At 71.7% G+C, this 26,669-nt stretch carries 25 protein-coding genes; 12 read left to right on the top strand and 13 right to left on the bottom strand.

What is annotated here, in order from left to right:
- Positions 1-23 precede the first annotated feature (23 nt).
- Positions 24-251 carry a hypothetical protein gene (locus tag OCS65_RS10250; protein WP_051446102.1) on the bottom strand — a complete coding sequence of 76 codons (228 nt, stop codon included), beginning with the start codon at positions 249-251 and terminating at the stop codon, positions 24-26.
- Positions 252-834: 583 nt separating this feature from the next.
- On the opposite strand from OCS65_RS10250, the gene OCS65_RS10245 reads away from it, so the two are divergent.
- The 4 genes from OCS65_RS10245 (at position 835) to mgtA (ending at position 6,583) form a co-directional block, all read left to right on the top strand.
- Complete coding sequence (locus OCS65_RS10245; RefSeq protein WP_231772639.1) at positions 835-1,941, top strand: DNA glycosylase AlkZ-like family protein; 1,107 nt, start codon at positions 835-837, stop codon at positions 1,939-1,941.
- 154 nt (positions 1,942-2,095) lie between these two features.
- Positions 2,096-2,440, top strand: coding sequence for a YciI family protein (locus OCS65_RS10240; RefSeq protein WP_044475582.1), 345 nt, complete (start codon positions 2,096-2,098; stop codon positions 2,438-2,440).
- Positions 2,437-3,708 carry an RNA polymerase sigma factor gene (locus OCS65_RS10235; RefSeq protein WP_043800523.1) on the top strand — a complete coding sequence of 424 codons (1,272 nt, stop codon included), beginning with the start codon at positions 2,437-2,439 and terminating at the stop codon, positions 3,706-3,708. Before OCS65_RS10240 ends, OCS65_RS10235 begins: the two co-directional genes overlap by 4 nt.
- 217 nt (positions 3,709-3,925) lie before the next feature.
- Positions 3,926-6,583 (top strand): magnesium-translocating P-type ATPase, encoded by a 2,658-nt coding sequence (gene mgtA, locus OCS65_RS10230; protein ID WP_043800526.1) that lies wholly within the window; start codon positions 3,926-3,928, stop codon positions 6,581-6,583.
- Between the two features lie 98 nt (positions 6,584-6,681).
- Here mgtA and OCS65_RS10225 read toward each other — a convergent pair whose 3' ends face one another.
- The gene (locus OCS65_RS10225) at positions 6,682-7,110 is read right to left on the bottom strand and encodes a hypothetical protein (RefSeq protein ID WP_043800627.1); all 429 of its coding nucleotides are present in this window, start codon (positions 7,108-7,110) and stop codon (positions 6,682-6,684) included.
- Positions 7,111-7,206: 96 nt separating this feature from the next.
- On the bottom strand, positions 7,207-8,004 hold the full coding sequence (locus OCS65_RS10220) for a hypothetical protein (protein ID WP_065922330.1): 798 nt from the start codon (positions 8,002-8,004) through the stop codon (positions 7,207-7,209).
- Between the two features lie 41 nt (positions 8,005-8,045).
- Between OCS65_RS10220 and OCS65_RS10215 the strand changes: the two genes are divergently transcribed.
- Entirely contained in the window at positions 8,046-9,044 is a 999-nt protein-coding gene (locus OCS65_RS10215) for a GNAT family N-acetyltransferase (RefSeq protein WP_065922329.1), read from the top strand.
- A gap of 16 nt (positions 9,045-9,060) precedes the next feature.
- Here OCS65_RS10215 and OCS65_RS10210 read toward each other — a convergent pair whose 3' ends face one another.
- On the bottom strand, positions 9,061-9,885 hold the full coding sequence (locus tag OCS65_RS10210) for an alpha/beta fold hydrolase (RefSeq protein WP_231772638.1): 825 nt from the start codon (positions 9,883-9,885) through the stop codon (positions 9,061-9,063).
- A 115-nt stretch (positions 9,886-10,000) separates the two neighbouring features.
- Between OCS65_RS10210 and OCS65_RS10205 the strand changes: the two genes are divergently transcribed.
- The 3 genes from OCS65_RS10205 (at position 10,001) to OCS65_RS10195 (ending at position 12,060) form a co-directional block, all read left to right on the top strand.
- The gene (locus OCS65_RS10205) at positions 10,001-10,639 is read left to right on the top strand and encodes a TetR-like C-terminal domain-containing protein (RefSeq protein ID WP_084648604.1); all 639 of its coding nucleotides are present in this window, start codon (positions 10,001-10,003) and stop codon (positions 10,637-10,639) included.
- A 66-nt stretch (positions 10,640-10,705) separates the two neighbouring features.
- Complete coding sequence (locus OCS65_RS10200) at positions 10,706-11,059, top strand: GntR family transcriptional regulator (protein WP_006930948.1); 354 nt, start codon at positions 10,706-10,708, stop codon at positions 11,057-11,059.
- The gene (locus tag OCS65_RS10195) at positions 11,056-12,060 is read left to right on the top strand and encodes a DUF1648 domain-containing protein (protein WP_043800532.1); all 1,005 of its coding nucleotides are present in this window, start codon (positions 11,056-11,058) and stop codon (positions 12,058-12,060) included. The genes OCS65_RS10200 and OCS65_RS10195 overlap by 4 nt, the downstream gene beginning before the upstream one ends.
- A gap of 153 nt (positions 12,061-12,213) precedes the next feature.
- On the opposite strand, the gene OCS65_RS10190 is transcribed toward OCS65_RS10195, so the two are convergent.
- Positions 12,214-13,596, bottom strand: coding sequence for an aminotransferase-like domain-containing protein (locus OCS65_RS10190; protein WP_051446103.1), 1,383 nt, complete (start codon positions 13,594-13,596; stop codon positions 12,214-12,216).
- Positions 13,597-13,683: 87 nt separating this feature from the next.
- Between OCS65_RS10190 and OCS65_RS10185 the strand changes: the two genes are divergently transcribed.
- Positions 13,684-14,910, top strand: a complete 1,227-nt coding sequence (locus OCS65_RS10185) for a benzoate/H(+) symporter BenE family transporter (protein WP_051446104.1) — start codon at positions 13,684-13,686, stop codon at positions 14,908-14,910.
- 120 nt (positions 14,911-15,030) lie between these two features.
- Complete coding sequence (locus tag OCS65_RS10180) at positions 15,031-15,495, top strand: GNAT family N-acetyltransferase (protein ID WP_006930966.1); 465 nt, start codon at positions 15,031-15,033, stop codon at positions 15,493-15,495.
- A gap of 469 nt (positions 15,496-15,964) precedes the next feature.
- Here OCS65_RS10180 and OCS65_RS10175 read toward each other — a convergent pair whose 3' ends face one another.
- On the bottom strand, positions 15,965-17,533 hold the full coding sequence (locus tag OCS65_RS10175) for an HD domain-containing phosphohydrolase (RefSeq protein WP_043800537.1): 1,569 nt from the start codon (positions 17,531-17,533) through the stop codon (positions 15,965-15,967).
- 137 nt (positions 17,534-17,670) lie between these two features.
- On the opposite strand from OCS65_RS10175, the gene OCS65_RS10170 reads away from it, so the two are divergent.
- Both OCS65_RS10170 and OCS65_RS10165 read left to right on the top strand, forming a co-directional pair.
- On the top strand, positions 17,671-18,402 hold the full coding sequence (locus OCS65_RS10170) for a hypothetical protein (RefSeq protein ID WP_043800540.1): 732 nt from the start codon (positions 17,671-17,673) through the stop codon (positions 18,400-18,402).
- Between the two features lie 75 nt (positions 18,403-18,477).
- Entirely contained in the window at positions 18,478-18,885 is a 408-nt protein-coding gene (locus tag OCS65_RS10165; protein ID WP_230304501.1) for a hypothetical protein, read from the top strand.
- A gap of 59 nt (positions 18,886-18,944) precedes the next feature.
- Here the strand turns inward: OCS65_RS10165 and OCS65_RS10160 are convergent, their stop codons facing one another.
- From OCS65_RS10160 to mftA, 7 genes are read right to left on the bottom strand one after another with little or no spacing between them, the layout of a single operon-like run.
- Positions 18,945-20,915: a mycofactocin system FadH/OYE family oxidoreductase 2 gene (locus tag OCS65_RS10160; protein ID WP_006930972.1), complete on the bottom strand. Its 1,971-nt coding sequence runs from the start codon at positions 20,913-20,915 to the stop codon at positions 18,945-18,947.
- Positions 20,912-21,724, bottom strand: a complete 813-nt coding sequence (locus OCS65_RS10155; RefSeq protein WP_006930974.1) for a mycofactocin-coupled SDR family oxidoreductase — start codon at positions 21,722-21,724, stop codon at positions 20,912-20,914. Before OCS65_RS10155 ends, OCS65_RS10160 begins: the two co-directional genes overlap by 4 nt.
- A gap of 37 nt (positions 21,725-21,761) precedes the next feature.
- Positions 21,762-23,660, bottom strand: coding sequence for a mycofactocin system FadH/OYE family oxidoreductase 1 (locus tag OCS65_RS10150; RefSeq protein WP_006930975.1), 1,899 nt, complete (start codon positions 23,658-23,660; stop codon positions 21,762-21,764).
- Between the two features lie 15 nt (positions 23,661-23,675).
- A complete protein-coding gene (gene mftD, locus OCS65_RS10145) occupies positions 23,676-24,851 on the bottom strand; it encodes a pre-mycofactocin synthase MftD (RefSeq protein ID WP_231772637.1) in 1,176 nt (391 codons plus the stop codon).
- Positions 24,852-24,886: 35 nt separating this feature from the next.
- Positions 24,887-26,134, bottom strand: coding sequence for a mycofactocin radical SAM maturase (gene mftC / locus OCS65_RS10140; protein WP_006930977.1), 1,248 nt, complete (start codon positions 26,132-26,134; stop codon positions 24,887-24,889).
- A gap of 48 nt (positions 26,135-26,182) precedes the next feature.
- Positions 26,183-26,476, bottom strand: a complete 294-nt coding sequence (mftB, locus tag OCS65_RS10135) for a mycofactocin biosynthesis chaperone MftB (protein WP_231772898.1) — start codon at positions 26,474-26,476, stop codon at positions 26,183-26,185.
- A gap of 26 nt (positions 26,477-26,502) precedes the next feature.
- A complete protein-coding gene (gene mftA / locus OCS65_RS10130; protein ID WP_065922321.1) occupies positions 26,503-26,598 on the bottom strand; it encodes a mycofactocin precursor MftA in 96 nt (31 codons plus the stop codon).
- Positions 26,599-26,669: the final 71 nt, after the last annotated feature.

The following is a 26,669-nucleotide window of genomic DNA, read 5'->3' as shown; positions in this document are numbered from 1 at the left end:
GATTCGGAGGCCGCGACGAATTCCTACGGACCGGTCGCCTCTACCCTGTCGGCGCCGCCACCGCCGCGGGTACGGCAACCGACGGCGTGTGTGCCGGCGCAGACCAGCACTACGACCACCGTCCACAGCAGTGATCCGAACACCCATATGCCGACAGTGATCCCGCTGCCCACCCACAGGCCGTCGAGCACCGCGATCGACAACGGCTGCAGCACCAGCGCGTCCTCGTCACCGACAGCTTTCCCCTGCATTCGACCGCTCCTCGCCCTGTCCCCCTGTGAACCGCGAGCCCCCGCCCCTTCTCAGCGCCGTCGCCTCACCCCGCAACCGCGATCGATCCCCCTGTCCCGGGAAGCCGATCCGAGGTAAGCCGGCCACCCCGTTGCCACCCGGAAACTGCTGGGGCAAGACCGAGTTCAAGACCGGAGAGGTGGCGGTACCGATGTCGCCGCACACGTGGATCGGCGGAGGCCGCCCGATTCGTCGATCCACCGCCGTATCGAACTGCTCGTGCGCGAATACAGCAGCACCATCGCAACCCTCCGGTCCCGGTCCCCTGCCAGGAACGGCCTGGCACGTGGCCCTGCAACACATCCCGGAGTCGGCGACCGCCCGCCCTGTCACCCGTCACAACGATAGAGCAGGCAGCGGGGCTGTCGCAGAGGAACGGAGCCCACATATTCTGGGCGGACCCTGGACTCGCCGGTAGTCCGCGCGGCAGCACGGGCGGGCCGAGGTCGCCGACAATGTCGTTGTCGGGATCGTCGTTGTCGGGATCGCCCGCACCGGCGTGTATGGGTACACCACGGCGACGACAGGATCGGAGGGCCGGAAGTGGTTGTCACGACACTCGGCCGACGTCGGATCCTCGGCTACCGGGCCGCGGCCCAGGGACTCGACCGGACCTCCGCCGGGCGAGATCGGGTGCTTGCGCTCGGGGTCCAGGACACCCCGTACGGATCGGCCCGCGACGCGCTCGCCGCACGATCGGACGACGCTGCGGCAGAACATGATTCACTCGTCCTCGTATGGTCGTGGCGCGGGGCGCCGCACCTGCATCGGCCCGGGGATCTCGCGTTTCTCGCCGCGGCCCTCTGGCCGGTGAACGACACCGACGCCACGAGACGTATCGGGACCGGGCAGATCCGCGAGGGCGCCCGGCGCGGCCTGCGCGCATTCACCGAGGCGGCCGAGGCCATGGGCGCCGCGCTCACCGGCCCGATGACCAAGGGAGAGCTGAGTGCGGCGGTCAGCGCGGCGGTTCCCGCCGACCTCACCTATCACTGCCCCTCGTGCAGAACCCGACACATCTCCGGTGCGCTGTTCCAGCAGGTCGGTCTCGCGGCGCGCGTGCGGGTCTGCCCACAGGGCCGCAGCACCCACCTCGACGTCCTGCCCGAAGGGATCGGACCCGATGCGGTGCCCGAGCGCGCCGAGGGCACCGCTGCCGCCCTGCACCGGTACGCCGACGTGCTGGCGCCGGTCACACCGGCCGGGCTGGCGGCCTTCCTGGGCACCGACATCGCAACGATTCGCGCGGTCCTGCCCGACGATCTGGTTCCGGTGAACGGCCCGGCCGGGACGGGCCTGGTGCCGGCCTCGGCGGTCGCTGAACTCGACGGGGCCGCCGACGTGCGAGCGACCCGCCTGCTGCCGCCCGGCGATCCGTGGCTGCAGGCCCGGGACAGGGAGTTCCTGGTGCCGGACCGAGCGCGCCGGAAGGCGATCTGGCGACCGATCGGCAGCCCCGGTGTCGTCCTCGTCGACGGGGAGATACGAGGGATCTGGCGGGCGAGGGCCACGTCACGGGACACGCTCGCGGTGTCGGTCGAGCCGTTCGAGCCGCTGTCCGTGCGGACGCGGGACGAACTCGAGGCCGAGGCGCAGCGACTGGCCCGCGCCCGGGAGCGCACCGGCGCGACGGTGGGGTATGCCGGCTGACGATCCGGCGACCGCGCCCGGACGTGCCACCGGATGTCGGGGTCGCCGTCGACAATGAACCGGTACCCCTGTCGATCCGACGCCGTCCCGTTCGTCGTCATGTCGTGCGGCAACCCTGCCGCACAGGACACTCACCCAACGAGAGGTGCTCACCATGAAGTACATGCTGCTGATCAACGCCGCATCGGCCGACGCGAGCGACCAGTGCAGCGTCGAGGAGTGGATGGTCTACGACAAGCAGATCCAGGAGGCCGGAATCGTCGTTGCCTCGGAGTCGCTCGCGGACCTGACCACCGCGACGACCGTGCGGGTCGGCCCCGACGGTGCGCGTGCCGTCACCACCGACGGGCCGTTCGCCGAGACGCGCGAGGTCCTCGGGGGCTTCTACGTCGTCGACGTGCCCGACCTCGACGTCGCGCTGGACTGGGCGGCCCGCTGTCCCGGGGCGCGCGGCGGCGGATCCGTGGTGGTGCGGCCGATCGCCGACTTCGGGCAGTGACCGCGACGGACGGGCCGGGTGCCGGCGCCCGGGTCGACGCCGCCGTGGAAGCGGTGTTCCGGGAGGAGCGCGGTCGGCTGCTCGCCGCGCTCGTCCACCGCTTCGGCGACCTCGACCTGGCCGAGGACGTCGCCGCCGAGGCGATCGAGGCGGCACTGGTGCACTGGCCCGTCCGGGGCGTACCGGCCAAGCCGGGGGCCTGGCTGCTGACGACGGCGCGGCGCAAGGCCGTGGACCGGCTCCGGCGGGATCAGGTGTACGCCGCCCGGCTCGCCGTTCTGCAGGTGGATTCGGAACGGGCCGCCCCCTCCCACACCCCGGACGCCGGCAGTGAGATGCCCGACGAACGCCTGCAGTTGTTCTTCACCTGTGCCCACCCGGCGCTGCCGGCCGAGGACCGGGTGGCACTGACCCTGCGGTGCCTGGCCGGGCTCGAGACACCCGAGGTGGCGCGTGCCTTTCTCGTCCCGACCGCGACGATGGCCCAGCGGATCGTACGGGCGAAGAAGAAGATCCGGCAGGCCCGTATCCCGTTCCGGGTGCCGGATCCGGACGAGCTGCCGGCGCGACTGCCGGGCGTGCTACAGGTGCTCTACTCGGTCTTCACCGAGGGATACGTAGCCAGCTCGGGGCCGGACCTGCAGCGTCTCGACCTCGCCGAGGAGTCGATCCGATTGGTCCGGATCCTGCGCCGACTGCTGCCCGGCGAGCGGGAGGTGACCGGACTGCTCGCTTTGATGCTGCTGATCCATGCGCGACGCGACGCCCGGACCGGCCCGGACGGCGACATCGTTCTGCTCGCGGATCAGGATCGCGCACGGTGGGACCACGCCCTGATCGCCGAGGGCACCGCCCTCGTGCCCGTGGCGCTGACCGGCGGCCTGCCGGGCCCGTACGGAGTGCAGGCCGCGATCGCGGCGCTGCACGACGAGGCCCCCGGCGCCGCATCCACCGACTGGCCGCAGATCGTCGCGCTCTACGACGTCCTGTCCGCCCTGGCACCGTCGCCGGTCGTCGCGGTGAACCGCGCCGTGGCGGTGGCGATGCGCGACGGTCCCGAGGCCGGCCTGGCGCTGCTCGACGCACTCGCCGACGAGCCCCGGCTGCGCGGCTACCACCCGTATTCCACCGCGCGCGGCGAACTGCTGCACCGGCTCGGCCGCGACGACGAGGCCGCCGTCGCCTACCGGCGGGCGCTCGAGCGGGCCGGAACCGAACCCGAACGGGAGCACCTGCGCCGGCGGCTGGACGAGACCGGCAGGTCGTGACCGGGACGAACCCGTGGTTGCCCGCGTCTGTACGCGGACCGCTCCGAACGTAGCCGGGACCGGTTAAGTTTGCGGCCATGCAGGCAGCGGCGAGGCGGATGCTGTGCCGGACAGGGTGCGGCGGTGCGGGTGACGTGCCTGCGCGGTTGAGCAGGGGCAGGATGTCCGTTGTCGTCGCACTGCACGGGCGAGTCGCGGCACCGATCGGTATGGCCGGATGACCGGCCTCCCGGTCCTGCACATCGCCGCGGCCGACGCCGCGGCCGGTGAGAGCACCGACGTGCTGTCCCGTCTGCAGAGTTCGTCCACCGGTCTGAGCAGCGCCGACGCGGCCGCCCGGCTGGCGGTGGCCGGACCGAACGCGGTGCGCAGCCACGGCGTGAGTGCCCTGGCGGTGTTGGGGCGGCAACTGCGCAGCGCGCTGTTGCTGCTGCTGTCCGCGACCGCGGTCGCATCGTTCTTTCTCGGCGACCGCAACGACGCCGTCATCATCGGGGTCATCCTGCTGGCGAGCATCGGGTTGGGCTTCGTCAACGAGTACCGCGCCGAACGCGCCAGCGCCGCACTGCACTCGAGGCAACGGCACACCGTGGTGGTGCTGCGCGACGGCGCCGCTGCCACGATCGACGTCACCGAACTGGTGCCCGGCGATGTGGTGCACCTCGTCCTGGGCGAGCTCGTGCCAGCCGACCTGCGCCTGCTCAGCGCGACCGGGCTCGAATGCGACGAGAGTGTCCTGACCGGCGAATCGGAGCCGGCCGCCAAGTCCGTGGACCCGGTGCCGCCGGGAACGGCCCTGGCAGATCTGGCCGGGTGCGCATTCATGGGCACCGTCGTCCATGCCGGCACCGGGACGGGGGTGGTCGTCGCCACGGGCGCGGACGCCGAGTTCGGGCGCATCGCGGTCGGGCTCGGTGAACGCGAGCCGGAGACCGAGTTCCAGATCGGGCTGCGGCGCTTCTCGGTGCTGCTGCTGCAGGTCGCCGTCGCTCTGACCGCGACGATCGTGGTCACCAACCTGGTGCTGCAGCGCCCGCTGATCGAGTCGCTGCTGTTCGCCTTCGCCATCGCGGTGGGCATCACTCCGCAGCTGCTGCCGGCGGTGGTGAGCACCTCCCTCGCCGAAGGTTCCCGACGCCTGGCCCGCCGCAAGGTTCTGGTCAAACGTCTGGTGTGCATCGAGGACCTCGGTGACATCGACATCCTCCTCACCGACAAGACCGGCACCCTCACCGACGGACGGATCGGTTTCCGCGAGGCGCTGGCCCCCTCCGGTGCTCCCAGCTCGGCGGCGCTGTTGCACGGCCTGCTCGCCACCGAGACGGACACCGACACCGCCGGCGGTGTCCGTCTCGGTTCGAACGCGCTGGACACCGCCCTGTGGGCGGCGGCAGGTCCCACCGGCCCGGTCGCGGACGGGTACACCCGGCTGGCCACCCTGCCGTTCGACCACGAGCGACGCATGTCCTCGACGCTGGTGCGCGGTCCCGACGGCGAGTCCTTGATCGTGGTCAAGGGCGCGCCCGAGACCGTGCTCGATCGCTGCGCCGACGTCGGTACCGCCGCGCACACGGTGCTGAACGGCCTGTTCGCCCAAGGCAGCCGCGTCGTCGCCGTGGCGTCCAAACCCGCGCCCGGCCACGCCGATCGGCTCGTCCCCGACGACGAACACGGCCTGATCCTGACCGGCTTCCTCGTTTTCCTCGACCGGCCGAAGACCTCCGCGGCCGCTTCGCTGACCCGGCTCGCCGCCCTCGGCATCACCGTCAAGGTGGCCACCGGCGACAACCCGCAGGTCGCCGAGAAGGTCTGCGCCGACCTCGGGCTCGTCTCCGGCGGCAGCCTGACCGGCTCCGACCTCGCAGGTCTCGACGACGCGCAGTTCAGCGAGGCAGCATTGCGGGCCACCATCTTTGCCCGGGTCTCCCCGGAGCAGAAGGCGCGACTGGTCGAGACCCTGCGCACCCACGGCCGGTCTGTCGGATTTCTCGGCGACGGCGTCAACGACGCGCTGGCCCTGCACACCGCGGACGTCGGCATCTCCGTCGATTCCGCCACCGATGTGGCCAAGGACGCCGCGGATGTGGTGCTGCTCGAGAAGGATCTCGGAGTGTTGGCGGACGGCGTCACGGAAGGGCGGCGTACCTTCACCAACACGATCAAGTACGTGCTGATGAGCACGTCGAGCAATTTCGGCAACATGTTCAGCGCCGCGGCGGCCTCGGCGGTGCTGGATTTCCTGCCGATGCTGCCGAGCCAGATCCTGCTCAACAACCTGCTCTACGACACCAGCCAGCTCGCGATTCCCGGTGATCGCGTCGACGAGGAACAACTGCACGCACCCTCGCATTGGGACATCGCGTTCATCCGCCGGTTCATGCTGTTCTTCGGCCCGATCAGCTCGCTGTTCGACTTCATCACCTTCGGGATCATGCTCGGGGTGTTCGCTGCCGGGCCGGAGCTGTTCCACACCGGTTGGTTCGTCGAATCCCTGGCCACCCAGACCCTGATCGTGTTCGCGATCCGCACCCGCCGCGTCCCGTTCCTGCGCAGCCGGCCCAGCCTGGGACTGGTGCTCACCGTCGCCGGGGTGCTTGCGGTCGGTATCGCGATCACGGTCTCCCCGCTCGGCGCGGACCTGGGGTTCACGCCCCTGCCGATCGGGTTCTTCCTCACCCTGGTCGTGCTGGTGATCGGCTACCTGGTGCTGATCGAGTATGCCAAGCGCGTGTTCTACGCCGAACCGATGCGGTATCTGCCGGCAGTGCGGTGGCGCGGTCACGAACACCGGATCCACCGGCGCGCAGCCCGGTTCAGCACCCCCACCCACCTTCGGGCGCCGACACCGCCCACACCGGCACCGCCGGTGCGGTGACTTCGGCCCGCTGCCGGCCGAACATCACAGCCCGAGCATCGAACCGGCGCTGGTGCCGGCGGTCGGCCCCCGATCGCCTCGGGGGCCGGGGAGGACGATCAGTGGGGGGCGGCGGTCGACCCACCGGATCGATTGCCGAACGGATGGCGCCAATCGGGTGAGTTGGACGGCGAGCCCCCGGGCGGCGGCGGGGCGGCGCTGCCGGGCTGCGGTGCGGAGGACCGGTCGTACTCGTGCCTCGCAGCGGTGGTCTCGAGGCGGGATTCTTTCAGTTCGCGGCGAGCGAGCCGACCTCGACGCGAGGTCCGCTGCGCACCGGCGAGCAGGAGACTCAGCCCGACCGCTCCGATCGCACCGACGACGATGCCGTAGAGGAACAGTGCACCGGTCGAACCGGTGACGTGGTACCCGAAGACGACGAAGCTGTCGTCGGTCAGTGCATGGGCGGCGCCGGTGTTGCCCAACACCCCGGCCACACCGATGATCACGGCGGCGAGGAGAACGACGAGTCCGAAGATGATGAGCATGACGGCCTCCATGGCCAGGGGAGTGTGTATCTCTCCAGTCAACGCCGGGTTCGCACCGTTGTCGACCGGCTGTCGTGGAAGTCGTTGCTCCTGCCGCTAGCCGTCGAAGCCGCTGCGGGCGGCCCAGCCCGACGCGGCGAACGACTGTCGCAGGGCGGCGCGCAGGTCCGCTTCACCCGCAAGGGCTTTCATCGCGGACCGGTACTCGTGCGGGCGCCGGCCGACGAGCGCGGCGAACCCGGCACAGTGGCGCAGGAGCGCGGCGAACAGCGCCTCCTGGGACCGCAGCCGCAGCGGCGGCGCCCCCGGCGGCGCGAGGGCGCCCCACTTCGAGACGTACACGCCGAAGGACGCCGGCCGCTGTCCGCCGTCGATCTCCAGCCGGCACTCGTCGGCGGTCACGGTACGTCGCGTGTAGTTCGGCTCCGTCGCGTCGAGGCACGCGAGCTGGTCTCGGTCGAGCAGCGACGCGAACACCGGGGTGCGGGTCCCCGGCCGCCGGAACGCGGTCGCCGCGACGTAGCCGGCCACGCTGACGTGGGCGCTGTGCCCGACGGCGATGCCCTCGACCGTCGCGCGCAGGAACGGCACGGTGGTGTCGACGTTTCCGGCCGTGAACTTGCGCCGCACGACCGCCGGGCACGCGTTCGAGCCCACCGCGACGACGAGGTGCCGGTCGCCGACGCCGGCGACGCCGGCCCGGCGCAGCGCCTCGTCGAGCATCGAGTCCTCGCGCCCGTCCAGCCGTGCCGCACCGAGGCCGGCTCCCGGCCGGGGACGTGCCCGGTGATAGCCGTCCCCCCGGAGCAGACCACTGCCCGGCGCGGCCGTCCCGGGATAGAGCCAGGGGGCGGCCGCGAAATCCCCACAGTCCGTTCCGGCGGTAGAACCCACCTTCCCAGTATGGCGCCGCGAACGCGCGGTACCCTCCGGCCGTGCAGATCGAACCGCGTCCCATCGACGACGCCGAGGTGCAGTCCCTGATCGACGAGGTGCAGCTCGAGTACGTCCGTCGCTACGGCGGACCGGACCACACGTCGCTGCATCCGGAGGAGTTCACCCCGCCGCACGGCGTCTTCCTGCTCGCCCACGGCGGCGGCTCGCCGGCGGGGATCGGTGGCTGGCGCGCCCGCGACTCGGCGCATCCGGGACTGCGCGACGGCGACGCCGAGATCAAGCGCATGTACGTGCGGGAAGGCGCCCGCCGCCGGGGCGTGGCCCGACGGATCCTGGCCGAACTCGAACGCACCGCCGTCGAGGCGGGCCGGCGTCGGATGGTGCTCGAGACCGGCACCGAGCAGCCCGAGGCTCTCGCCATGTATGCCGCCGCCGGATACGAGCCGCTGCCCGAACGGTTCGGCAAGTACGCGTACTCCGCATCGTCGCTGTACTTCTTCAAGGACCTCGCGCTGCCCGGCGACGACGCGCCCCGCGTCCGTCCCGCACTCGCGGCGGAGCTGCCGGTTCTTCAGGACATCGAGCGCGCGGCCGGCCGCGCGTTCGCGGACCTCGGAATGGACGCCGTCGCCGCCGACCCGCCGCCCACGCTCGAGGAGCTGCACGAGTATGTGGCCGGCGGGCGCGCCTGGGTGTGTCTCGACGGCCACGACCGCCCGGTGGCATACCTGCTCGCCGATGTCGTCGACGGCACCGCCCACATCGAGCAGGTGTCGGTGCATCCGGACCATGCGCGCCGCGGGCTCGGCCGGGCCCTGATCGACCATCTCGCCGGCTGGGCGCGTGTCCGCGAACTGCCCGCCCTGACGCTGACCACCTTCGCCGACGTCCCGTGGAACGGGCCGTACTACCGGCGGCTCGGCTTCCGGTACCTGCGCGACGACGAACTCGGCCCGGGGCTGCGGCAGATCCGGCGCGACGAGGCCGCCGGGGGTATGGACCGGTGGCCCCGCGCGGCTATGCGACGCGAACTCTGAAGTTCTGCAAGACGTCTCACGTGCGGCGCGGTACCGCGGCGGCCCAGAATCGCCGCACCAGGTCCGTCGTCTCGGCCGGCGCCTCGAGCGGTACGAGGTACGCGGCGCCGTCGACGACGGCGCAGAACCCGTCGGGTAGCAGCAGGCTCGCCGCGCGTGCCTGCTCGGGCGTCCAGCCCTTGTGATCGCTGCCGGTGACGAACAGGGTCGGGACCGACACCCGTGGGAGCCGCTCGGTGAGGTCGGGCCGGTGCAGCGAGATGGAGACGACGGCGTTGCGCAGCGCGGCCCGGTCCGCGCGGACGAGACAGTCCTCGACGAGTGCGACCGCCTCCGGGTCGCGCTCCCTCGTTGCGGCGGAGAGCAATACGTTCGTCACGCCGGACCGGATGAACCCGGCGGCGCCGAGCGTCCGGTAGGCGGCGAGGAGGAACAGCGTGCGCGCGTGCTCCGCCCGGTTCAGCGCCTGGACGGGCGTTCCCAGCGTCACCAGCGTCCGGCACCTCGACGCCGCGTCGGTCGCGAAGACGATGCCGACGTGGCCGCCCCAGGCATTGCCGACCCAGTCGACGGGTTCGTCGATACCGAGGGCGTCGAGCACGGTGACGGCCGCCGCGGCGCATTCCCCGGTGGTGTAGCGCCGGCCGGGGTCACCGCTCGCCCCGTGCCCGGGACCGGTGACCACGACGAGGCGCCGGTCGATTCCCAGCGCGTCTTCGACTCTGCTCCAGGATCTTTCGTCGACGAACAGGCTGTGCCAGAGCACCGCGGGCCGGCCCTCCCCGTGCACGCGGACGGCGAGTGGACCCACCTCGGTCGAGATCTTCTGCATCCGTGTCATGACCGCCACCACCTCCGGTGCGACTCGGGTTGACACTGTCAATTGCTATGGTCCCGCGGTAGGTTGACACTGTCAATGGGCGGAGCCGCGCACGCCGGGAAGGGCTGGTGGACGGATGACCGACACGCTCGACGAACGGCTGCTCCGAGCCGCGCTCGAACTGCTGAGGGAGCAGCCGGCCGAACGCCTCAGCCTCCGCCGGGTGGCGCAGCACCTGGACGTGAGCCACCAGGCGCCCTACGTGCACTTCGGGAACAAGCGCCGGTTCCTCGCGGCCGTGGCGGGCACCGGACTGCAGGGCGCCGCGGCAGAGGCGGCCGCCGCCGTCGAGGCAGCCGGATCCGATCCACGGTGCCGGCTGCACGCGCTCACCGACGCCTACCTGCGGTTCGTCCGGGAGCGCCCGCACGTGCACGACCTGGCCTACGGGCCCACGGTCGACAAGGCCGATCACCCGCGCCTGCAACAGGCGGCCGCCGACTACTGGCGTCTGTTGCGCGGCACCGTGGCGGCCTGCCAGCCCGAGGGTGTGGAGGAGGCCGAGGTGCTGCGGCGGTGCGCCGCCACGTGGGGCACCGTCTACGGCATCGCCCGGCTGACCACACTGCACCAGATCCCCGCGTCGGTCCCCGGCGACCGCGACGGCCTGTTGCACGAGGCCGTCGACGTGCTCCACCGGGGCTGGCAGGCCGGCGACTCGGCCGGGATCCCGGGACAGGACCCGTCTTCCCCGTCGCCGCCGGGTCGCCGGTGACCGCACCGGCCCGATGCCGCCGTTAGCCGACTTGTTCTATTTCAAATAGAACAATATGCTTGCCCCGTGCTCATCAGACTGGACCCGAACTCGCCGGACCCGTTGTTCGTGCAACTGGCCGCGGCCGTGCGCGGCGCGGTGGCCCGGGGCGAGGTCCGGGCGGGCGAGCGCCTCCCCGGCGCGCGCGACCTCGCCGCATCGCTCGGCCTCAACGTCCACACCGTGTTGCGGGGGTACCAGCAACTGCGCGACGAAGGCCTGGTGGAGCTGCGCCGCGGACGCGGCGCGGTCGTCACCGACCGCGCCGAAACCGGGCATGCCGCTTTGCATTCCGCCGTCGCTCAGGCCGTCGCGCACGCCAAACGCGTCGGCCTGAGCGCCGACGATCTCGTCGACCTGATCAGAACGGAGTACCGATGACAGACGATCCCGGCACCGACCGGCGCCCCACCGGCCGCATCCTCCTCAGCTCCACGGCCGCACCCCTGGCCGTCGCCGCCGCGGGCGCACTCGTGCTCCGGAGCTGGCATGCGCAGCTACCGAATCCGATCGCAACACATTGGAACCTCGACGGCACCGCGGACGGATTCGCCGGCCTCCCGGCGACGATCGCACTGTTGCTCGGGTTCGGTGTCCTGTTCGCCGCCCTCGGTTTCGGTCTCGCCCGGGTCGCCGACACCGACCCTGCCCTCACCCGCGCGGTCGCCGCGACCGTCACGGGAACGGTCGCTTTCGTGACCGCCCTGATCGTGCTGGTCACCGGCTCTCAGCGGGGACTCGCGGACGCCGCCGCAGCCTCGCCGCCGGGGGCGTCTCTCCTCGCAGCACTCGGCATCGGCGTCGCCCTCGGGGCCGTTGCCGCCGCGGCGGTGCCCCGGTGGTCGCGCGGACCTGCCTCTCCCCCGGCCGCCGATGCACCGCGAATTCCCCTCGGCGCAGACGAACTCGTCGCGTGGACCCGATCGGTGGCCACCGGCAACGTCACAACGATCGTGCTCGTCGCGGCGATCGGTATCGTCGCCGCCCTCGGCGTGCTCACACGCCTGTGGATCCTGCTGGGCCTGGCCGTGCTGCTCGCCGTGCTGGTCGCGCTGACCTGCTCGATCCGCGTCACCGTCGACGTCCGCGGGGTCACCGTCGCGGGCCTGTTCGGGTGGCCGCACCTGCACACCCCGCTCGGTGCCATCGCCTCCGCCTCCGTCACCGACGTGGCACCGCTGAAGCACTTCGGGGGCTACGGATACCGCGTGGCGGTACTGGGCCCGCTGCGCGGCGCCCGAGGGTTCGTCCTGCGCGGCGGCCCCGCGCTGGTGCTGCACCGGCGCGACGGCGCACGCACCCTGGTCGTGGTCGACGATGCCGCGACCGCCGCCGGCCTCGTCAACGCCCTCGTCGAGACAGGACCGAGGCACCCCCAGTAGATTCCCGTGGAACATCTCACCTGCGGGCGGCGGAGAGTCCGGCACCGTCGATCATCCGCCGGCCACCACGTTGAGCGATCCGAGCTGCACAACACATCAACAACCAACCGGGCGCAATTCCCGGCGCGGGACGCTGCTTCGCACCACCGAACCTCACCGCTGGAGGATTTCGGAGAGCCGCCTGATGCCTTCGGCGATCTGGGCTTCGGTTGCGGCCCCGTAGGAGAAGCGCAGGAACGGTGCGGGTGGTTCGTCCACGAAGAAGTGACTCCCGTCTCCGATGAGTACCCCGGCCGCGTACGCGGCGGTGCAGATCTCGCGGGTATCTGCGCCCTGGGGCAGCCTGGCCCACAGGTGAAGGCCACCGCGCGGGACGCACGGGATGCGGATGCCGGGCGTCGTGGCGTGGATCGCGGAGGCAAGTGCGTCGCGTCGCGTCGCGAGCTCTGCGCGCAGGCGTTTCAGGTGCCGGGGCCACGCATTCGAGGTCAGGAGACCGCAGGCGATTTCCTGCACCAGCGGCGCGACGCAGAGGTCGTCGGCGGTGCGAGAGGCCCGGAGCCGTTCACCTGCCGGGCCGCGCGCGATGACCGCGCCGAGCCTGAGACCTGGGGAGGCAGGCTTCGAAAGGGTGAGGATCGATACGACGTGTCCGTGGGGGTCTTCGGTGAAGAGGGAGGGTGGGGCCTGTCCGTCGATTCCGAGGTGTCTGGCCCAGTCGTCCTCGATGATGAACGCGCCGTGTCGGGCGGCGAGTTCGAGCACCTGCTTCCGGCGCTCTGCACCGAGGACCGCGCCGGTGGGGTTCGCGCAGTTCGGCTGGAGGTAGACCACTCGCGCTCGCGTGCGTTCGAGTTCGTCGGCGAGACGGTCGACCAGGATCCCGTCGGCGTCGGCGGGCACCGACGAGAGGTTCAGGCCCGCGCTCTGCGCAGCGAGGATCGCGCCCGGATAGCTCGGGCTCTCGGTGATGACCGCCGACCCCGGCTCGGCGAGTGTGCGCATCGTGAAGACGAGGCCCTGCTGCCCGCCGGAGACCACAAGCACGTCGTTCGGGTCGGCGCGGTATTCGGAGGCGAGGATCCGCCGCAGTTCCGGCGATCCCGCTGGCGGCGTCATCATCCAGGCACGACCGCTCTTCGCCGCACGCGAGCCGATGCGATGCAGTTCCTCGTTCGGCTGTAGTTCGGGGGCGAGGTATCCCCAGGAGAGCGGGATGTGGTCGGGAGTACCGTAGCCGCCCAGGCGAGCGGCCCGGTCGGCGTCCACTCTGGCGCGGCCGAGCGCCTGAGACTGCCAGGAGAAGTCCGGTTCCGGTAGTCGTTCGCGGCCCGCCACGAACGTTCCCCGTCCGGGCTCAGCCCGGACCAGCCCGAATGCGCTCAGTTCCGAGAGAGCTGCCGAGACGGTGGCTGCACTCGCCGCGAACTCTCCGGAGAGTTCGCGGACACCCGGCAGTTTCTCCCCGATATGCATCGTCGCGATCCGCTGGCGGAGGCGTGCCGCGATTTCCGACGCTCTGTTATCATTCGACATGACGCTAGTGAATAACGTTACTCAAGTTTCTGCAAGATTGTTACGCCATCGAGCGGGCGTGACGTCGGCAGTCTCGGCGGCGCACCGATGAGCCGGGGTTCCTCTGTGCTGCGGGATGTCTCAGTCTCCGCGGTCGTCGCGGGCTTCCTCTCGGCGCTCATCAACTTCGCAGGCCCGTTCCTGATCGTGCTCGAAGCCACTCGCGCAGCGGGTCTGAACGAGGCGCAGACCGCGTCGTGGGTCTGGGCGGTGGCGATCGGCAACGGCGTGTGCAGCATCGCGCTGAGCCTGTTCACCCGTATCCCGGTGATCGTCGCTTGGTCGACGCCCGGAGCGGCGCTGCTGATCGCCTCGCTCGGCGGCTTCTCGTTCACCGAGGCCGTCGGCGCGTTCCTCGTCGCCTCGGTCGCCGCCGCAGTGGTCGGGTACACGGGCTGGTTCGGCCGGCTACTCGCCAGGGTGCCCGGCCCGGTGCTACAGGCTCTGCTCGCCGGGATCCTGCTGCCCTTCGTCGTGACCGCAGCGGGCGCCTTCACGAGCGCGCCGCTGATCGCGGGGAGCATCGTCGTCGCCTTCTTCCTCGGCAAGCGCGTCTTCGACCGATACGCAGTGCTCGCCGGACTCGTCGCCGGGCTCGCGGCGACCGGGGCGACCGGATCCTTCCGCGAGGTCGCGCCGTCGCTCGCGCTCGGCGGCCCTGTGTTCACGATGCCGGCATTCACCCCGGCCGCGCTCGTGAGCATCGCGCTGCCGCTGTTCATTGTCACGATGGCCTCGCAGAACGCACCCGGGCTCGCACTGCTCCACTCGCAGGGGTACGAGCCGAACGACCGCCTGCTCGTCGGTGCCATCTCGACGGTCTCGGCGATCCTCGCGCCCTTCGGCTGCCACGGCATCAACCTCGGCGCGATCACGGCGGCGATCGCGCTCGGCCCCGAGTCGCATCCGGATCGCGCACAGCGTTACATCGCGGGCCTCTCGGGCGGCCTCACCTATCTGCTCGTCGGCTCGTTCGGGGGCGTGCTCGTGGCCGGGTTCCGGGCGATCCCGAGCGAAACGGTTTCGGTTCTTGCTGCCGTCGCCCTGCTGGGCTCTGCCCTCACCGCACTGAAGGGGGCGATGGGCGGCGATACCCGCACCGGGATCGCGGCCCTGACCACGCTCGCGGTCACCATGTCGGGCGTCGTGTTCTTCAGCGTCGGTGCCGCGTTCTGGGGCCTCGTCGCGGGCAGCGCCGTGTACCTCCTGCTGGCCCCACGCCAGCCGGGAACCCGAACAGGCAAGGAAAGAAAGGAGAACGCAGTGATGACGTGACCGAAGCCTGAGCGCGCCGCATCCCGCATCGGATATTCGATCCTCGCGGGCGGAGAACGCTCGGACAGTACCTGGCAGTACCGCTCTGCCGAGACCTTCAACCACCGATAGGAGCCACCCATGGCAACGACCACCATTCCGACGATCCGGCCGCTCGCCCCTGCCGACGAGTGCCGCTGGCGTGTCCTCTTCCGCGAGTACCGCGAGTTCTACAAGCTGCCCGAGTCCGAGGACATCGTCTCCCGCGCATGGGGATGGTTCATGGATCCCCGACACGAATGCAAGGCTCTCGTCGCGGAAGCGGACGGCGAGATCCTCGGGTTTGCACACCATCGCCGGTTCTCCTCGCCCTACACCGGCACCACCGGTCTCTTCCTCGACGACCTGTTCACCGACCCCGCAGCCCGAGGCCGGGGCGTCGGACGTGCACTGATCGGCCGTCTCACCGAGATGGCCACCGCCGAGGGTCGCGCCGTGGTGCAGTGGGTGACCGCCGAAGACAACCACCAAGCCCAGGCGCTCTACAACACCCTCGCCACGCGAACGAGCTGGGTCACCTACGAGGCCGAACCTTCTGCGAAGTGAGCACTGCACCATGAAACCGCTGCCGCCGGAGACCCTCCGAGTGGTAGCACAGGGCGGCGGAAATGCGAGTTGATCCATTCGCCTGTCCTCGACGGTATTGGGGCCGGCCCGGAGCCGGCCCCAATACCGTCCAGCCGTGCCCTGCCTGCGGATCCCCGACCGGTAGATCGCCGACGATGATCAGTGCGTCGACCCATCTCCGCGACAGACTCGAAAACCGTTGCTGCAGCACCACATCAGGAAATCTGACGGGGTGGCGGATCATCACAAGCAGTGGCGTCCACCAATCCACCTGCCGGTGTTGGTGACCGAGTTGCCGGGTGAACGGCGCGTACCGGCCCGCCCGACCCGCTGAACCGTGCGCAGAGGCTACGGGCCGGCCGGGAAAACCTCGACGAGCGAACCGGGTTCGATGACGACCGGTCCGGCCGCGGTGCGGTGCTCCCGTCGCCCGCCGCGGGCCGGCGGGTCACCAGGCCAGCCCGAGATCGACGGCGGCCAGGCCGGCCCGCGTGCGGTTGTCCACCCCGAGCTTGGCGTAGACGCGCTCGACGTGGTTGCGGGCCGTCTTCTCCGCGATGCACAGCTCGTCGGCGATCTGCCGGTTGGACCGGCCCCGGGCGACGAGCCGCAGCACCTCCACCTCGCGGGCGGTCAGCCCGGCCGGCCATGGCGCGCGCCGCACCCGCCGGTGTCCGGCCGCCGTCAGCACCGCCTCGACCGCCTCGGCGTCGAGGCGCCCGCGGTGGGCCTCCTGCCGCAGGCGGCCCGCCGCGTGTTCGGGGGTGAGCGCACCGCGATGCGGCCGGGGTTCCCCGAAGCGCTGGTACGTCTCCGCCGCGGCGAGGAGACGATCGGCGACACTCAGGTCGCGTCCGCGCACGCCGTTGGGATACCCGGAGCCGTCGAGGCGTTCGCGGTGCGTGGTTGCGACGGCGACGACGTCCTCCATGCCGGTGACGCGGCTGAGGATCCGCCCGGTCAGGTAGGGGTACAGCCGGACCCGCTCCCATTCGGCGCCGGTGAGCGGACCGGGCTTCTCCCAGATCCGGTTGGACACCCCCATCCGGCCGAGACCGTGCACGAGCCCGGCCCGGTAGAGCACCTCGACGTCCGTCGCCGGCAGGCCGCGCAGGCGGCCCGCGGCCGCGGTCAGCTCGGCCACCGCCCGCGAATGCCCGAGCAGGCAGGGAACTTTCAGGTCGACGAAGTCTGCCATCGCACGAAGCAGCGTGTCGAGTTCGTCGCCGGCGAGGACGCGCGCACGGTCGGGCGCCCGATCCAGCGCCGCCGCCCACGCGTCCTGCTCGAGCAGACCGTCGGTGAGTTCGCCCGCGGCCTCCTGGAACACCCGCGCCACCCGCGGACAGAACTGGGTCCCGCTGCGCGCCCGCGCGACCTCGACGGCCCGCCCCGGTCCGCCGGCCCGCAGATGGACCTCGGAGACCTCCGCGAGGTGCACGATGTGCATCTCGAGGGGGATGTCGTCGCCGCGCACACCCGCGGGCAGCCCGGCACCGTCCCACCGTTCGAACGCGTAGGCCAGGGCCGCGCCGATCTGCCGGTCGAGCCCGACCCGGTCGGACAGCGTCCCCGCCGAGGCGCAGTGCGAACCGATCAGCTCGGCCATGCGACGGCGGGCGGTCAGCAGGAACGCGACGACCTCGACCCCGCGACGCGCGCCGTCGAGCCCGCGCCCGACGTGGCTGGTCAGCATCCGCAGGAACGGCAGCCCCCTCATGTCGACCCCGTAGGTATCGGCGCGGAGTGCGATGTCGTCGCCGAACAGCTGCGCCAACTCGTGCGAGTCCGCGTGGCAACCGATCCAGGCGACGAGGTTCGCGTAGTAGACGACGGCCTGCTGCCGTGCGTCCAGGCCCATGCGCTCGGCGATCCGTCCGGCCAGCACGGCGGACCGCAGCATGTGCTCCATCGGCTGCCCCAGGCCCAGGTCGATCGCCAGGGACAGCGCCGCGAGCAGCTCGGCGCGCCGCGGCCCGTCCCGCGGGCCCGGAGACGACTCGCTCCTGCGCTGCACGGCCCCATTGTCCTCCGCCGCCTGAGCCGGGGCGCAGGGCCGGACGGATGCCGAAGATGAGGCATCGGCCCCATGCTTCCGGTCACGACGCGGCGCACGATCGGGAGGACCGTATTCGTACGCCGAGGGAGGACGAGATGAAGACCACACCGCAGGAAGCCGCCGAGGAGCCCCGCGCCCTGCCCCAGGTCGCCGGCGAGCGGTTCACCGGGTATGCCGTGATCGGGGCGCCGTTCGCCAGCGGGCACTGTCTGGCGCTGCGCCGGTTCACCGCCGGGTCGGTGGGCCCCGCCTTCACCGCGGTCTGGCACCGCGACCCGCAGGGCCACTGGACCGTCTACAGCGATGCCGCGCCGGAGCACGGATGCGCCCGCTACCTCGGCGCCGCCCTCACCCGGACGGTGCGCACCGACGTCGCCGCCGAGTGGACCGGCCCGTCCCGGTTGCACATCACGGCGGGCGACGACGTCGTCTGGGACGTGCGGGTGTCCTCGTCGCCGGCCACCACCCTGGCGACCCTGGCCGGCCGGCTGCTGCCGGGTGGGGCGCGGCACAACCCCGCGGTCCTGGCCGCCGTGGCGCGCGTCGCCGGCCCGGTCCTGGGCGCCGGCCGGATCCGGCTCACCGGCGACGTGCCGAACGGACAGTGGTTCCGCGCCGCACCGCGCCGGTTGTGGTCCGCCCGCACCCTCGCCGCGGTGGTGGGCGGCGTCGACCTCGGCGCCGACGGGCCGCTGCCCGAACAGGAGCGGCTCGGCGATTTCCGGATTCCTCAGCGCGCCCTGTTCGCGACCGTCGATGCCTGGTTCGAGCCGTTCGATCCGCTGCGGCACGCGCCGGCGTCCCCGGGCGGTGCGCTCACCTGCTGACCCGTGCCGGCACTTGCGCGTGCGATGATCTTGTGGACCATCGAGGGGGTGCCATTGTCTGAAAGCATCGTGCCGGTGACGGGTAGACGAACCACGCGGGGGGCGTCCGAGGACCCTGTGTACGTTCCGCTGCGCAGCATCTCCGAGGCGGCGGCGACGCTGCAGGAGTCGGTGGCGCGGCAGAACGCCACGGACTACTACGAGGTCCGCGCGGCGATGGATGCGGAGTACTACTGGCGCGCCGTGGTGCAGACCTTTCAGATCGCCGACGAGTCGTTCCTGCACGCCTCGCGCGGCACCCAGGACGGTGCCGACATCTCGGCCCACGTCATGGCCCGCGCCGCGGACTGGGTGGCGAAGACGGAACTGGCCGTCGAGGGCTCCCGGATGTACGGGGCGCTGGTCGCATTCACCCAGGGTGTGGGCGACGGGTACGCGGCGGTGGAGTCGTGGGCCGACGCCACCAAGCGAGCGAGCCGATAGGCCGCTGCGCGGCCGGTGCGTCCTTTGGGTTGCTCCTGCCGCCCAAAGGACGCACCGGGCTACAGCCCCACCGCCGCCCGCTCCCCCTCCACGATCGCGGCATGTGCCCGTCGCGGCGTGACCGCGTCGCCGATCCGCACGACGTGGAAGGCACTGTCGCGCAGCGCTACCCAAAGATCGTCCACGGGGTCCTGATGGGTGGCCACGACCACCGCGTCCACCGTGCGGGTGTGCGCGACGGCGGTCGGATGGTGCCACAGCGCGACGTCGAGCCTGCCGCCGGTCTCGGTGACGGCGGTGACGAGCGTGTCGGTGAGCTGCGCGATGCCCTCGGCGTGTGCCCGGCGGGTCCAGTCCTCCATGTCGAGGGTCAGGCCGAGGTCCTGTCCGACGATCATCCCGGCCGTGCAGACCGTGACCGCGGCGCCGCGGCCGGCGAGCAGTGCGGCCACCGACGTCGCCTGGTGGAAGCCGAGGTCGTCGACGACGAGGACGTCGCCCTGCGGGGACACGCGGCCGTCGAGCACGTCGCGGACGTCGACGACGAGCGCGGTGTCGGCGGCCCAGTCCGGGCGCCGCGGGCGCGCCCCGGTGGCGACGACGACCGCGTCCGGTCGGTGCTCCTGCACGAAGGCGGCGTCGACGTGCACGCCGATGCGCACATCGACGCCCGCGCGGCGGCATTCGACCTCGAGGCTGTCCACCATGCCGGCGAGTTCGCCGCGGCCCGGAGCGGTGGCGGCCGTGCGGATCTGACCACCCAGGGCGGGGGTGCGCTCGCACAGGGTGACCCGGTGCCCGCGCTGCGCGGCGGTCGCGGCGGCGCGCAGGCCGGCCGGTCCGCCGCCGACGACCAGCACGCGCCGGCCGGGGACCGCCGGATCGGGTAGCAGCTGCGCCTCGCGGCCGGCGCGGGGGTTCTCCACGCAACCGATCCACCGGCCGAGCCCTACCCGGCCGATGCACTCCTGGTTGCAGGCCAGGCACGGACGCACGGCCTCGTCGTCGCCGGCGAGAGCCTTGGCGGCGAAGTCGGGGTCGGCGATCTGGCCGCGGACGACGCCGACGAGGTCGCAGCGCCCTTCGGCGAGGGCCGCCTCGGCCTGGGCGGGGGTGGTGAAGCGTCCGACGCCGACGACCGGCAGCCGCACCCGCCGCCGGATCGCGTCGGGCACGAACAACGCGTAGCCGTGGGGCGTGGCCATGGACGCCTCGATCAGGTGCAGCGTCTCGGTGGCCACGCCGATCGAGGTGTTCAGGTAGTCGACGTGCCCGCTGTCTTCGATCATGGCGGCGACGGCGACGGCGTCGTCGAGGGTGATCCCGCCGTCGGTGCCGTCGTGCCCGCTGAGGCGGACCCCCACGACCAGGTCGGACCCGACCGCCGCGCGCAGTGCCCCGACGACCTCGAGCAGGAACCGCGCCCTGTTCCGGAGCGGTCCGCCGTACCGGTCGGTGCGCAGGTTGGTGCCCGGGGACAGGAATTGCCGCACGATCGACGCCTGTGAGCACTGCAGTTCGACCCCGTCGAATCCGCCGGCACGGCAGTGCTCGGCGACGCGGGCGTACCCCTCGACGAGGTCGCGGATCTCGTGCTCCTCGAGCGCCTTGGGCACCTCCCGGAACAGCGGGTCGGGCACGGCGCTGGGCGCCCACAGCGGCAGGCCGGTGTACATGCCGCAGCCCTGGGCGCCGTTGTGGTTGAGCTGGGCGAAGATTCGCCCGCCGCGGGCGTGCACGGCGTCGGTGATCCGCCGGTACCCGGGCACCACCGCGGGGTCGTACCCGCGGATCAGCTTCTCGTAGGGCCGGTCCGTCGGGTGCACGGTGTGCTCCTCCGAGACGATCAGCCCGGCTCCACCGCCGGCCCGCGCCGCGTAGTACGCGGCGTGCTGCGCGGTGGGCAGCCCGTCCTCGGCGAAGTTGGTCAGGTGCGCGGAGAACACCACCCGGTTGCGCAGCGTGACCGGGCCGAGCCGCAGCGGGGCGGCCAGCCGTGGGTGCGGTCCGGCGGAGCAGGTTTCGCTCACACCTTCGAGTTCCCCTGGTCGAGGGCCATCTGGCTGCCGGTGACGGTCCGGGCGCGGTCGCTCGCGAGATACAGCACGGCCTCGGTGATGTCGTCGACGTCGGCGATCGGCTTCTCGGTGAGGATCGGGGCGAAGCTCGGCAGCCAGTGCGGGTACTTCTCGAACAGCGTCAGCGCGCCCTGGTCGGTGCCCATCGGGGTGTTCACGCCGTAGGGGTGGATGGAGTTGACCCGGATGCGGTACTCGCCGAGCTCCTTGGCGGCGCTCTGGGTCAGGCCGACGAGGCCGAACTTCGCGGCGGCGTAGTTGGCCTGGCCGGGCATGGCCTTCAGCCCGGCGACGGAACTCACGACGATGATCGACCCTCCGTTGCCGGCCTCGATCATGGCGGGCGTGGCGGCCTTGAGGGTCTTGAAGACGCCGGTGAGGTTGATGTCGATCAGTTCCTCGAACTGCTCGTCGGGCATCTCCCAGAAGCGGTTCCAGTTGCAGATGCCCGCGTTGGCGACGACGACGTCGAGGCGGCCGAACTGGGCGACGCCGTCGTCGACGACGGACTTCAGGGCGGCGCTGTCGCGCACGTCGGCGATGCGCGCGTGGATCTTCGCCCCCTCGGCCTCGACGAGCTGGACGGTCTCGTGGAAGTCGGCTTCGGTGACCGGTGCGTAGGAGTTGTACTCCGAGACGGGACCGGCAATGTCGACGCCGATGATCGACGCGCCCTCCCGCGCGAACCGGATCGCGTGGTTGCGTCCCTGACCGCGCGCAATGCCGGTGATGAACACGACCTTGCCGTCGAACTCGCCCATTCGTCGATCCTTCCGATCCGTAGCAGTCTGCAACAGGTTACAGTTCGGATCCGAGCGTGTGACCCTCCCGTACCGCCTGGTGGACACTTCGCGGCGCCAGGCAGTCGCCGATCCGTGTCAGCCCGGTGCGGTACAGGGTGTCCTCCGGCAGCCCCGGGGCGCAGTCGACGAGCAGCGCGCCGGCGACGTCGGTGCGCCGTCCGGTCAGCCGGTGCTCGAGTTCGACCGCGTCGGCGCCGACCCGTCGCACCGTGACCCCGAGGTGCCGGGCGACCCCGGCCCGCTGCAGCCGGGTGTTCGCCGCGACCAGGTCGCCCGTCGGCGCGAGCCGCGACCCGGCGATCGGGTCCGTCGTGGCGTACGAGACGGTATAGCCCTGGGCGGCAAGCTGTTCCGCGATGCCCACCGCGACGGGACCCCCGACGGGATCCCACACCACGACCGGCCGCACGGCGATCGGGCCACCGGCCAGCAGGCCGGCTGCGGTGACGTAGTGGCCCTCCTCGGCCGGGTACTCGGGGGGCCGGTCCCGGCTGCCGGTGGCGAGCACGACGGCCTCGCCCGCGGCCACGGCGTCCTCGAGTTCGCCGGCGGTGACGGCACGACGGGTGTCGATCCGCACGCCGAGCGCGCGGCAGCGGGCCTCGAGCCAGTCGACGAGCGCGGAGAGCGTGTCGCGTCCCGTGCCCACCGCCGCGGTGCGCAGCATCCCGCCGACGCGTCCGGCGCGCTCGACGAGGCGGACCCGGTGACCGCGCTCCGCGAGGACCCGGGCGGCCTCGAGCCCGGCCGGTCCCCCACCGACCACGAGGACGTCCCGCGCGGCGGCGGCCGGAGGCTGCGGCGCGCGCGTCTCGTGCCCGGCCTCCGCGTTGCCGATGCAGCCGACCCGGGGATTGCGGAAGTCGCGCACCAGGCAGGCCTGGTTGCACAGCACGCACGGCCGGGGCGAGCGGCCCTCGCGCACGGCGGTGACGAGGTCCGGATCGGCGATCTGCGCGCGGGTCATCTCGACGAGGTCGCCCACCCCCTCGGCGAGGGCGCGCTGCGCGGCGGCGGGGTCGACGACGCTGCCCTGCAGGACGACGGGGACGGCGCCCGCCACCGCGTCGCGGACGGCGCGGCACAGTCCGGCGTTGAACCCGGCCGGCGTGTGCGCGTCGGGCCGGTACGCGCCGGGGGCGTAGAGGCCGCCTCGCACGACGGTGAGCAGATCCAGGTCCGGCGCGAGGTCGCGGGCGTGGGCGGCGGCGTGCTCCGGGGTGATGCCGGCCCAGGGCGCCTCCTCGTCGCAGCTCAGGCGCAGCGCCAGGATCCGCCCGGGGCCGAGTTCGGCGCGCACGGCCGCGACCACCCGCCGCAACAGCAACGACCGGTCGGCGCCGTAGCGGTCGGTGCGCCGATTGGTCAGGCCCGAGAGGAACTGGCGCAGCAGCGCGGTCGGCCCGGCGTCCAGTTCGATCCCGTCGACATCGGCGGCGACCGCGACCGCGGCGGCGGCGCGGAATCCCTCGATCACCGCATCGATCTCGTCGTCGCCGAGTTCCATGGGCAGTTCCCGGACCGCGGGGTCCGCCACCCGCGACGGGGCCCACAGCGGTGCCTGGGTCCACGCGCTCGAGCCCTGCAGCCCGGCGTGGCCGAGGCCGGCCAGCACCAGGGTGCCGTGCGGCCGGCAGGCGGCGACGACGGCGGCCCATCCGGGACCGCACTCCGCGGCCAGGGGTGCCCGCTCGTAGGGCTGGTCGTGCGGGTGCACGGAGGCGACCTCGGTCACGAGCACCCCCGCGCCACCGCGCGCGCGGCGCTCGTAGTACGCCACGTGTTCGGACGAAAAGGTCCTCCCCACACCGAGATTGGTTTCGTGCGGCCCGAAGAGCACCCTGGCCGGCGCGTGGCGTCCGGCCAGGGTGATCGGTTCGGTGAGGGTGCCCATCGGCAGGTGGACCGCTCAGACTCCGAGGTCGCGCCGGAAGCCCGGCGGGACGACGATGTCGTCGGGGGTCAGCTCGTGGATCGACGTCTTGCCGAGGCCGATGAGCGCGGACCCGATGCCGCCGGCGAAGATGTCGAGGACGTTCTCCACGCCCGCCTGCCCGTTCGCGGCGAGGCCCCACAGGTAGGCGCGGCCGATCATCACGGCCTTGGCGCCGAGGGCGAGGGCCTTGACGACGTCGCTGCCGCGGCGGATGCCGCCGTCGAGCAGCACCTCGATGTCCTTGCCGACCGCCTCGGCGATCGCCGGCAGCGCCCGGATCGGGGCCGGCGTGCCGTCGAGGTTGTTGCCGCCGTGGTTGGACACCGAGATCGCGGTGACGCCCGCGTCGACGGCGCGCTTGGCGTCGTCCACCCGCATGACGCCCTTGAGCATGAACGGCGCGTCGCCCCACTGCTCCCGCAGCCACGCCACGTCCTCCCAGGTGGGCAGCGGGGTGCCCATCCACTCGCCGTAGGCGCCGAAGAACGTCGGGGCACTGCCGCCGGGCGGGGTCAGGTTCGGGGTGGTCAGGTCCGGCACCTTGCCGGTCTTCGCCCAGTCGAGCAGCCAGCTCGGCCGCAGGATGCCCTCGGGGGCGAACCGGAACATGGCCTTGAGGTCCATCTTCTCCGGAATGGCGGGGCTGCCCCAGTCGCGGCCGCTGGAGAACGACCAGTCCAGGGTCATGATCAGGCCCTTCGCGCCGGCGGCGCGGGCCCGCTCCATCCGCTGGACCAGCACGTCGCGGCTGCCCACCCAGTACATCTGGAAGAAGGTCTTGTCGTTGGCCGCGGCGACCTCCTCGATGGACTTGCTCGCGAACGAGCTCAGCCCCATCGCGGTACCGCGGGCCGCGGCGGCACGGGCGACGGCGACCTCGCCGTCCGGATGCACCGCCTGCACGCCGGTCGGGGAGATCACCACCGGCAGGGCGATGTCCTGACCCATCACGTGGGTGCCCATCTCCCGCTTGTCGGACAACCCCGCCACGTGCGGGGCGAAGCCGAGCTCGCCGAATGCCGTCAGGTTGTCCTCGACGGTGATGCCCTTCTCGGAGCCGGCCACGAGGGCACCGTAGACGGACCTGGGGAGCTTCTTCTTCGCCCGTTGCTGCGCGACCGCAACGGTTTCGAACCATTCCTTGGACATGGATCTGCCTCTCCTACTTGCACGAACGGGGCCGGCTATTGCATTCCGGCGAGCGGGTTTTCGTCGCAGGCCCGCGACGGCGGGCGCACCATCAGCTGCAACGGGACGGGCGCGCGGGGGGTGCGGCGCTCACCGGTGCGCGAGTGGTCGACGCTGGACTTGGGCACGGTGCGGTCGGCGCTGAGCGCGGATTCGCCGTAGCCCTGGACGCATTCGGGATCCGGCCCGTCCATCGGCAGACCGGTGAAGAACTTCGCGGCCATGCAGCCGCCGCGGCACGAATCGTAGAAGGTGCACTTGCTGCAGGCCCCGCCGGTCTGCGGCGACCGGAGTTCGGTGAAAAGCTCGGAGTGCTGCCACACCTGCTGGAAACCGCCGTCGGACAGGATGTTCCCGGCAAGGAACTTGTCGTGGATGGCGAAGGGGCAGGCGTACACGTCGCCCACGGGGTCGATCAGGCACACCACCCGGCCCGCGCCGCACAGGTTCAGCCCCGGCAGCGCACCGGCGCCGTCGCTGCCACCGAAGGCGGACAGGTGGAAGAACGAATCGCCGGTCAGCACACCCTCGCCGTGTGCGACGAGCCAGTTGTAGAGCTGCCGCTGCTGCTCGTGGGTGGGGTGCAGGTCGTCCCACACGTCGACGGCACGGCCGGAGGGACGCAGGCGGGTGATGCGCAGCGTCGCGCCGTACTGGTCGGCCAGGGCCTTGAACTCGTCGAGCTGGTCGACGTTGTGCCGGGTCACGACGACGGAGATCTTCGCGTCGCGGAATCCGGCCTCGGCGAGGTTCTCGAGGGCACGCACGGCCATCGCGAACGAGCCGGGGCCGCGCACGGCGTCGTTGACCTCGGCGGTGGCGCCGTCGAGGGAGATCTGCACGTCGACGTAGTCGGAGGCCGCGAGACGCGCGGCGACCTTCTTGTCGATCTTGACGCCGTTGGTGGAGAACTTCACGCCCACCTGGTGCTCGGTGGCGTAGTCGACCAGCTCCCAGAAGTCCGAGCGCACGGTCGGCTCTCCGCCGCCGATGTTGACGTAGAACACCTGCATACGCTGCAGTTCGTCGATGATCGCCTTGCATTGTTCGGTGGTCAGCTCGCGCGGATCACGCCGGCCGGACGAGGACAGACAGTGCACGCACGACAGGTTGCAGGCGTAGGTCAGCTCCCAGGTCAGGCAGATCGGGGCGTCGAGACCCTTCTCGAACTGGTCGACCAGGCGGCCGACCTTGGGCGGGCCGGAAGCTTCTCGTACTGCGGCGGATTCGAGCACAGAGGTCATGGGCTGCGTCCTCGTCGGTGGGGCGGGCGGGAGGGGGACCGGCGGGGTCTAGGCCGGCACGATCATGTGGGAGTCGGCCAGGGTGGCCAGCGCCCGCAGGTACGGACGTGCAGCCGACTCGTCGATTCCGTGCGCGGCGAGCGCGGCCCGCACGGACGGATGCTGGTGCAGGGATTCGACGATCTCGACGATCGTGGTGTTCTTCAGGAACGAGAGCTTGCGGGTCCCGAAGTGGTAGAGCAACGCCCCGAACGGCTCGGGGCGAAGCGCTACCTGCGGGTGCAGCCTCCACGTCGTATCCGGATCGAACCCTGCCGAGTCGACCTTCTGCGCGTCGAACACTGTGGTGGCGGCGTCGGCGGACACGATCAGTACACGCCGCACATGCCGTCGATGGACACCTCTTCCACGAGGGACTCCTCGACCAGGTCGGACTCGACGACGGTGTTGTCACGATCGGACATCAACTACCTCCTCGGATGGGGACTCCACGAGCGGAGCCCGGCGTCACAGACCCATTGCGCTGTGACTCGGT

The sequence above is a fragment of the Rhodococcus aetherivorans genome (assembly GCF_025722975.1).
Lineage (GTDB): Bacteria > Actinomycetota > Actinomycetes > Mycobacteriales > Mycobacteriaceae > Rhodococcus > Rhodococcus aetherivorans.
Note: the sequence above shows the minus strand (reverse complement) of the source record. Positions and strands in the feature narration are given on the sequence as shown.